We start from the raw sequence: 6,434 nt of genomic DNA on the forward strand, positions 1-6,434 counted from the left end.
CGCGACGCGCCAGGCCCGCGGCCAGCGGCCCGCCGGCGTCGAGCGTGCGCGCCAGTTGCGTGGCGTCTTCGGGCAGCTCGCCCTCGGCGGCCACGGCCTGGCCGTCGGCCAGCAGCACCGCCGCGCCCTGCACGCCGCGCGAGCGCGCGACCCCGTCATGCAAGGTGTCGCGCAGGCCGAAATACTGTTCCAGCGGCTTGCCCAGGCGCAGGCCGTTCTCGATATTGCCGGCGACGCGGCGCGCCACCACTTCGACGCGGTCGGCGGTGGTGTCCACCACCAGCCGGTTCAACGCCGACAGGCTCAGCGCGCCGATCAGTGCCTGCGCCAGCAGCAGCACGGCCAGACAGGCCAGAGTGACTTCCAGTACCGGGCGACGACGCAACCCATCGAGCACTACTTGTATTGGTTCGCTACGCATGGGGCCACGCCGTCGCAAAGTATTTACACACGGGCACTAATGGTATTTACAATTAATGCAAATTGCATCCTATTTCACGCCCTTACCTCATCCGCCGCCTATCGCCCCCATGTCGTTGCGCTCGCTCCGTAGCAAGATTTTTCTACTGGTCGTAGCGCTGCTCCTGGCGGTGGCGGCATTCGTGATGCTGACCTCGCAGCGCAACGTCACCCGCACGGTGATGAACAGCGAGCGCCACGCCGTCAGCAACGTCATGGAACTGGTACTGCGCGACGCCGAGGCCCGCTGGGGCGCGCTGCTGGCCGACAAGATCTCCACCGTGCGCAGCGGCCGGCGCCAACTGATGCAGAGCGGCACCGTGGTGGCCGCGGCGCTCGGCACCTATGCCGACCTGGCCGAGCGCGGCATCATGACGCCCGGCGCCGCCAAGGGCATGGCGCGCGCCTGGATCAACCACCTCAAGCTCGACGACCGCCGCTACGCCTTCGTCTACGACGCCGACTTCCAGGTGCTGGCCAGCGGCAATCCCGACATGATCGACCGCGACCTGTCGTCGCTGTCCGACTTCAAGAACCGGCCGCTGGCGCAGGCGCTGCTGGAAGAGAGCCGCACGTCCGGCTACGGCTTCGCGATCTACCGCTGGCCGCCGTCGGCGCAGCGCGGCGATGGCGAGACGCGCTATGCGTATTTCGGTTATTTCCGCCCCTGGAACTGGGTGTTCGCCATTTCCGACAGCGCCCAGGACGTGATCGAGCAGATCCAGACGCGCCGCGAGCAGTTGGAGAATTCGGTGCGCGACACCTTGTCGAAACTGACCCTGGCGCAGTCCGGCTTCATCTTCATCGCCGCCGACGACGGCCGCATGATCGTGCCGCCGCCCGAGGCGCGCGCCGGCTTGCTGGACGCCAAGGACGGCAGCGGCGAGACCCTGCGCGCGCTGCTGGCGCGCCAGGATGGCGGCGGCAAGCTGCAGAGCCTGCGCTTCGAGGGCGGCGACGGCCCCTGGCAGATCGACAGCGCGCGCTTCGCCCCGCTGGGCTGGACCGTCGTGGCGGTGGTGCCCGAGAGCGACCTGACCGCCCCGGCGCGCGAACTGCTCAACCGCCAGGCGCTGATCTTCGTCGGCATGATGCTGGTGGCGCTGGTGTGCGCGTGGCTCGTGGCCGCGCGGATCGTGCGGCCGCTGGAAACGCTGACCCACTACGCGCGGCTGCTGCCCGAACAGGACCTGACCGCGGCATCGGCCGTGCCCGCCCACATCGCCGCCCTGCCCGACAAACACAAGGACGAAGTGGGCCGGCTGGCGGCGTCGTTCCTGTTCATGGACCGCAAGTTGCGCGAGAACGTCGCCCGCCTGATGCGCGAGACCACCGCGCGCGAGCGCTTCGAGAGCGAGCTGAACATCGCCCGCGCGATCCAGCTCGGCCTGCTGCCGGTGCCGCTGTCGCCCATTACGCGCGAGCAGATCGACCTGAACGCCGTGATGCTGCCGGCCAAGGAAGTGGGCGGCGACCTCTACGACTACTTCACGCTGCCCGACGGCCGGCTGTGCCTGGCCATCGGCGACGTGTCGGACAAGGGCGTGCCGGCGGCGCTGTTCATGGCCGTGACCCGCACCCTGATCCGCGCCACCGCCGAGGACGAGACCGACCCGGCGTTGATCATGCAGAAGATCAACAACCGCCTGTCCGAGAACAACCCGAACATGATGTTCGTCACGCTGCTGATCGGCGTGCTCGACATGACCACGGGCGAACTGAAGTGGGCCAACGCCGGCCACCTGCCGCCCGCGGTGGTGGGCGCGGACGGCGTGGTGCGGCTGCTGGAAGGCCGCAGCGGCCCGGCCTGCGGCGTGCAGGAAGACCTGACCTACCGCTGCCTGTCGACGGTGCTGGCGCCGGGCGAAATGCTGGTGGGCTACACGGATGGCATCACCGAGGCCGTCAACCCGCAGAATGCGCAGTATGGCGATCCGCGCCTGCTGGCCGTGCTGTCCAATCCCCCCGTGCCGGCGGCCAATCTCGCCAAGCGTCTGCTGGAAGACGTGCAGGCCTTTGCCGACGGCGCGGAACAATCCGATGACATCACTTTGATCGTGATCCGCCGCCCATGAAGACCTCGTTGCCCACCTTATTGCTGAGCCTGGCCCTGCTGGCGCCCGCCGCGAGCCTGGCCCAGGCGGCATCGCCCCCGGCCAGCCAACCCACGGCAGGCGCGGCCGCCGCGCCCCAGGTCTTTCCCACCAAGCCGGTGCCGCGTCCCGACGGCAAGAAATGGCGCATCGGCTATTTCGAGAGCGGCGACTACAGCGAATACCCCCGCACGCTGCGGGTTACCGTGGACGGCCTGCAGAAGCTGGGCTGGATCACCGTGCCGACCATTCCCGACGGCCTGAATGGCAAGCAGATGTGGGAATACCTGGCCGACAACGCCCGCAGCGACACGCTCGAATTCGTGCGCGACGCCTGGTGGCAGCCTGGCAACTTCGACGCCGCGCAGCGGCCGGCGGTGCGCGCCGCGATCAAGCAGCGGCTGGAGGAAAAGAAGGACATCGACCTGATCATCGCCATGGGCACGTGGGCCGGCCAGGACATGGCGGGCATGGGCGCGCCGGTCCCGACGATCGTCGCCTCGACCAGCGACGCGGTCGGCGCCCGCATCACCCGCTCGGCGCAGGACAGCGGGCTGGACAATCTGCACGCCCGCGTGCAGCCCGAGCGCTATCAGCGGCAGGTCCGGCTGTTCCACGAAATCGTGCCGTTCAAACGGCTCGGCCTGGTCTACGAAGACAGCCCTGAAGGCCGCACCTACAGCGCCGTCGACGCGGTCGAGCAGGTGGCGCGCGAGCAGGGCTTCGAGGTGCTGACCTGCAACGCGCCGTCCAACGGCATCGCGCCCGAGGCCGCGACCCGCAACGCGCTCGAATGCTATGCCAAGCTGGCGCCGAAGATCGACGCGGCCTATGTCACGGTGCACCGCGGCGTGACGCCGGTGTCGATCGATACGGTGGCCGAAATACTGCGGCAGGCGCGCGTGCCCAGCTTCTCGATGCTGGGCTCGGAAGAGGTCAAGCACGGACTGCTGCTGAGCCTGGCCCAGGCGGACTACTCGTACGTCGGGCTGTTCTATGCCGAGACCATGGCGCGCATCTTCAACGGCGCCAAGGCGCGCGAGCTGAGCCAGGTCTGGATCGACCCAGCCAAGATCGCGCTGAACCTGCAAACCGCGCGCGTCATCGGCTTCGATCCGCCCGTGGATATCCTGCTGGCGGCCGACGAAGTCTACGAGGCCCGGTAACGCCCTGTTGCCACTCCAAGGCCGGAATCCGCGCAATGGCATAAAATCCGGCTACGTGCCGTGGCGAGGGAACTAAAGCGCCAACCGGGTTACTCAACCACAGGGGCTATTGAATCTCCCATGGGCCCGATCTCGGACACGCCGGATTTATTGGCTGCATGACAATTTCATCGGTTACCCCTTCATCGCCGTTCCTCTCTCTCGAAGCCTTCGCCAAGGCGGCGGAGAGCGGGCAGGACGTGTATGTCGACGTCGCGGGCGAAAGACTCCAGGTCCTGGGCGTGGGCGCCACGCCCGGCGGGCGCAGCGTGGCATGGGTGGCGCCCAATGTCGACACCACCGAAATGTTCGCGCAGGCGCTGGCCCGCACCTTTGGCCAGGGCATCGCCAGCGCGGTGTCGCGCGAACTCGGCCTGGAACCCAACCCCGGCAAGCCACTGTCCGCGCGCACCGTCGCGCAGGCGCTCGACATGGCGCAGACCTCGCGCGACGCGCTGTCGGGCGTCGATTTCCTCACGCGTCTGGCCTTGTCCGCCACCAGCGGCGCGCCCGCCTTCCAGCAAGCCTGTGCCGACGCGGGCGTGGCGCCCGCCAGCCTCGACGCCGCCCGCCGCAGCTCGCTGGACCAGGCCATGCAGGCCCGCTTCGACCAAGCCGCCCAGTCCGGCCAGAGCCCGGTCTCCCTGGGCACCGCCGCCGCCTGGCTGCGCGACATGCTCAAGGCCGGCTAAGGCCGGCGCCAGACCGCCGCCCCCCGGATTCCGGCATGCGGAATCATGCCGCGCGCTGCTTACTTGTTTTTACATTTCTGACATCAAAAACGCGATTTTTGCCGCAAGATTTCGATTTTCGAAATATTGTGACACGCGTAAGCTGCGATAATTCGCGGCACGCCGGTAGTAACTTGTAGCTTCATACACGTTTCTTTTCGCCTCCCATGACCAACCCCAGCGATTGCACAGCCGCTTCCCCGGAAGCGGATTTGCCGCCCATTCGCGCTGACGGCGAAGGGCAGGGGTGGGACACGGGCGAGGAATACCTGTTGCGCGACCTGGTGCGGGAACACTCCACCCGGCTGCAGCGCTTCATCATCAAGCACATCGGCAACACCACCGAGGCCGAAGACCTGGCCCAACAGGCCTTTGTCGAAGCGGCCCGATCCTACCGCAGCTTTCGCGGCGAATCGCAACTGTCCTCCTGGCTCTATGGCATCGCGCTCAACCTGGTGCGCAACTACCTGTCGCGCGCGCCGGAGCGGCGCCACGATTTCGTCAGCGACAGCGTGCTGGCCGAGCACGCCAGCGGCGATCTGCCGCCCGACCGCGCGCTCGAGCAGAGCCAGACCCTGGCGTTGCTGCAGGAATCGCTGGACGAGCTACCCGAGAACATGCGCGACATCCTGCTCATGGTCGGCATCGACGAAATCTCGTACGAAGACGCCGCGGCCCTGCTGACGGTGCCCGTCGGCACCGTGCGCAGTCGCCTGTCTCGCGCACGCGCGGCGCTGCGCGACAAGCTGGCCCATAAGGGACTGCGGCTCGACGACTGAGCCGCCCGCCACTATGGCGCCCTGCCCGTTCCCGGCGCCGCCACCGGCTCGACCTGTATCACCGGCCCCTGCTGCGCGTTCGATTTGCCTTCGAGCACCGGCGTGGCCGTCGGCGTGCCATCCAGCCATTCCGAGGCGCGCACCGGGCCGCTGCTGCGGCGCAGCTCCACGTTCGGCCCGAACACGATGCGGGTGCGCTGGCCCTGCACCAGGTCGAGGTATTGGCCCGCCGTCATGCGGTCGCCACCCCAGGTGGCGTTGAGCATCGGGCCGGTGCCGGCCGCGCCGGGCGTGGCCACCACTTCGCCGTTGATCGCGACCACCTTGGGGCGGATCAGGAACAGGCGCTCGCGCCGCTGCACGGTCTTGGACTTGTTGGAGAACAGTAGCCCCAGGCCCGGGATGTCGCCCAGGATCGGCACCTTGTCGACCTGCTCGGAATTCTGGCTGCTGTTGTAGCCGCCGATCAGCAGCGTCTGGTCGTTGCCGACGATGGCCAGCGTGCTGATGTTGCTCTTGCGGACCGTGGGCAGGTTGTCGATCTGGCGTTCTTCCTGGATGCGGCCGTCCTCGATATCCACGGTCAGTTCGACGCGCGCGCCGTTCTTCGATTCGATATGGCGCGGCGTCACGCGCAGCGACGTGCCCACGGTCACCGGCGTCACGGTGGCCACGCGCTCGCCACGGGTCTGGATATAGAAGGTATCCGACAGGTCGATCATGGCGCCCAGGTTGTCGGCCGTCAGGATCGACGGCTGCGACAGGATGTTGGCCTGGCCCTTGGTCTGCAGCGCCCGCAATCGCGCGGCCAGGGTGTTGCCCACGCTCACGCCGATGGTGCCGGGCGACAGCGCCGCGCCGCTTTCCAACGGCAGGCCGCCGCTGGGGCTCAGGCCCAGGTTGCCATAGCCGAAGGTGGTGGAGCCGGCGCGCGCGCCCCAGGTCACGCCCAGCTCGCTGACAAGGTCGGAGTTGACGTCCACGATCATGGCCTCGATCTCGACCAGCGTGCTGGGCAGGTCGAGTTGCTCGATCAGGCTGCGGTAGATGGGAATGCGGTCCGGGATGTCCTGCACGATGATGGCGTTCAGGCGCGCATCGGCCTGCACGGTGGGCTCGCGCAGGCGCAGGCCCGTCTTGCCCGCGCTGGCGGGCGCGGCCGGCTGG

At 68.0% G+C, this 6,434-nt stretch carries 5 protein-coding genes and 1 pseudogene; 4 read left to right on the top strand and 2 right to left on the bottom strand.

Going from position 1 to position 6,434, the window contains the following annotated elements:
• Window positions 1-421, bottom strand: a pseudogene (locus tag HV783_RS28995) (MFS transporter); the annotation flags it as partial.
• Window positions 422-530: 109 nt separating this feature from the next.
• Between HV783_RS28995 and HV783_RS29000 the strand changes: the two are divergent.
• From HV783_RS29000 to HV783_RS29015, 4 genes are all read left to right on the top strand, one after another.
• Window positions 531-2,534, top strand: coding sequence for a SpoIIE family protein phosphatase (locus HV783_RS29000; protein ID WP_064526191.1), 2,004 nt, complete (start codon window positions 531-533; stop codon window positions 2,532-2,534).
• Window positions 2,531-3,718: an ABC transporter substrate-binding protein gene (locus HV783_RS29005; protein ID WP_054503483.1), complete on the top strand. Its 1,188-nt coding sequence runs from the start codon at window positions 2,531-2,533 to the stop codon at window positions 3,716-3,718. The genes HV783_RS29000 and HV783_RS29005 overlap by 4 nt, the downstream gene beginning before the upstream one ends.
• A gap of 158 nt (window positions 3,719-3,876) precedes the next feature.
• A complete protein-coding gene (locus HV783_RS29010) occupies window positions 3,877-4,449 on the top strand; it encodes a BspR family type III secretion system anti-sigma factor (RefSeq protein WP_064526194.1) in 573 nt (190 codons plus the stop codon).
• Between the two features lie 251 nt (window positions 4,450-4,700).
• Window positions 4,701-5,267: an RNA polymerase sigma factor gene (locus HV783_RS29015; protein WP_231132988.1), complete on the top strand. Its 567-nt coding sequence runs from the start codon at window positions 4,701-4,703 to the stop codon at window positions 5,265-5,267.
• Window positions 5,268-5,278: 11 nt separating this feature from the next.
• On the opposite strand, the gene sctC is transcribed toward HV783_RS29015, so the two are convergent.
• A partial coding sequence (gene sctC / locus HV783_RS29020; protein WP_175190329.1) for a type III secretion system outer membrane ring subunit SctC occupies window positions 5,279-6,434 on the bottom strand: 1,156 nt, incomplete at its 5' end.

Origin of the sequence: Achromobacter dolens, from assembly GCF_902859745.1 — a bacterium.
Classification (GTDB): Bacteria; Pseudomonadota; Gammaproteobacteria; order Burkholderiales; family Burkholderiaceae_B; genus Achromobacter; species Achromobacter dolens.

Bases quoted from the DNA above. Each gene is read 5' to 3' on its own strand.
- HV783_RS29010 (WP_064526194.1), top strand. From the start codon at position 3,877: ATGACAATTTCATCGGTTACCCCTTCATCGCCGTTCCTCTCTCTCGAA.
- HV783_RS29005 (WP_054503483.1), top strand. From the start codon at position 2,531: ATGAAGACCTCGTTGCCCACCTTATTGCTGAGCCTGGCCCTGCTGGCG.
- HV783_RS29000 (WP_064526191.1), top strand. From the start codon at position 531: ATGTCGTTGCGCTCGCTCCGTAGCAAGATTTTTCTACTGGTCGTAGCG.